General features: G+C 66.5%; 1 protein-coding gene. It reads left to right on the top strand.

The features are described from left to right. Positions 1 to 239: 239 nt before the first annotated feature. Positions 240 to 410, top strand: coding sequence for a hypothetical protein (locus tag ACLQ24_RS30080; protein ID WP_425895113.1), 171 nt, complete (start codon positions 240 to 242; stop codon positions 408 to 410). Positions 411 to 615: the final 205 nt, after the last annotated feature.

Genomic DNA, 615 nt, shown 5'->3' with positions numbered 1-615 from the left:
TTTGTCGAGGACCTTCCATCGACGTGTCTCGGCGTGACGTTCCGCCCCCACCCAGTTACCCGACAGTCTCTAAGAGCGACCGACCATCGATGGCCCATGCCGACAGCGCCGCCGGCGAGCCGATGTCGGTGCGCCTGGAGCTGAGCTTCGAGGGCTCCGTAGGTCTCCTGCGGAGCTCGTTCCTTTGACGATCGCCGCTGTCATCGCTGAAGACCACACTCGCAGAGCAGCGACCGTTCGTGTCGTTCTCCCTCGGCGAGCCGGCGAAGTCCACCGGCATCGACGGCACCTACCTGACCTTCCCGGTCACCCTGGCCTACCCCGACGAATCGACCGGTGTCGTGCGGCTGGCCGTGGGCCTTGGAGTGGGCGGCCCCAAGGTGTGTGATAACCACGATTGGCGGAGGTGATCGACCACGCCGGGTGCGGACGGCTGCGCAGACCCGGCTGCTGTCAATCACCGCGCTCCCGGTCCTGCGGTCCGGGAAGCGCATGGTGGGCACGGAGCCCCCGGCCGGGATCGAACCGGCGACATCTCGCTTAGAGCGACCGGCAATAGGTCCAAGATCCGGACATGCGGGTACCTGCGGGAAGGAAGCAGGCACGGGTCCATTG

The sequence above is a fragment of the Micromonospora sp. DT4 genome, from assembly GCF_049841675.1.
In the GTDB taxonomy this organism is placed as follows: Bacteria; Actinomycetota; Actinomycetes; order Mycobacteriales; family Micromonosporaceae; genus Micromonospora.
This window is presented reverse-complemented; position numbering and strand designations above follow the sequence as displayed.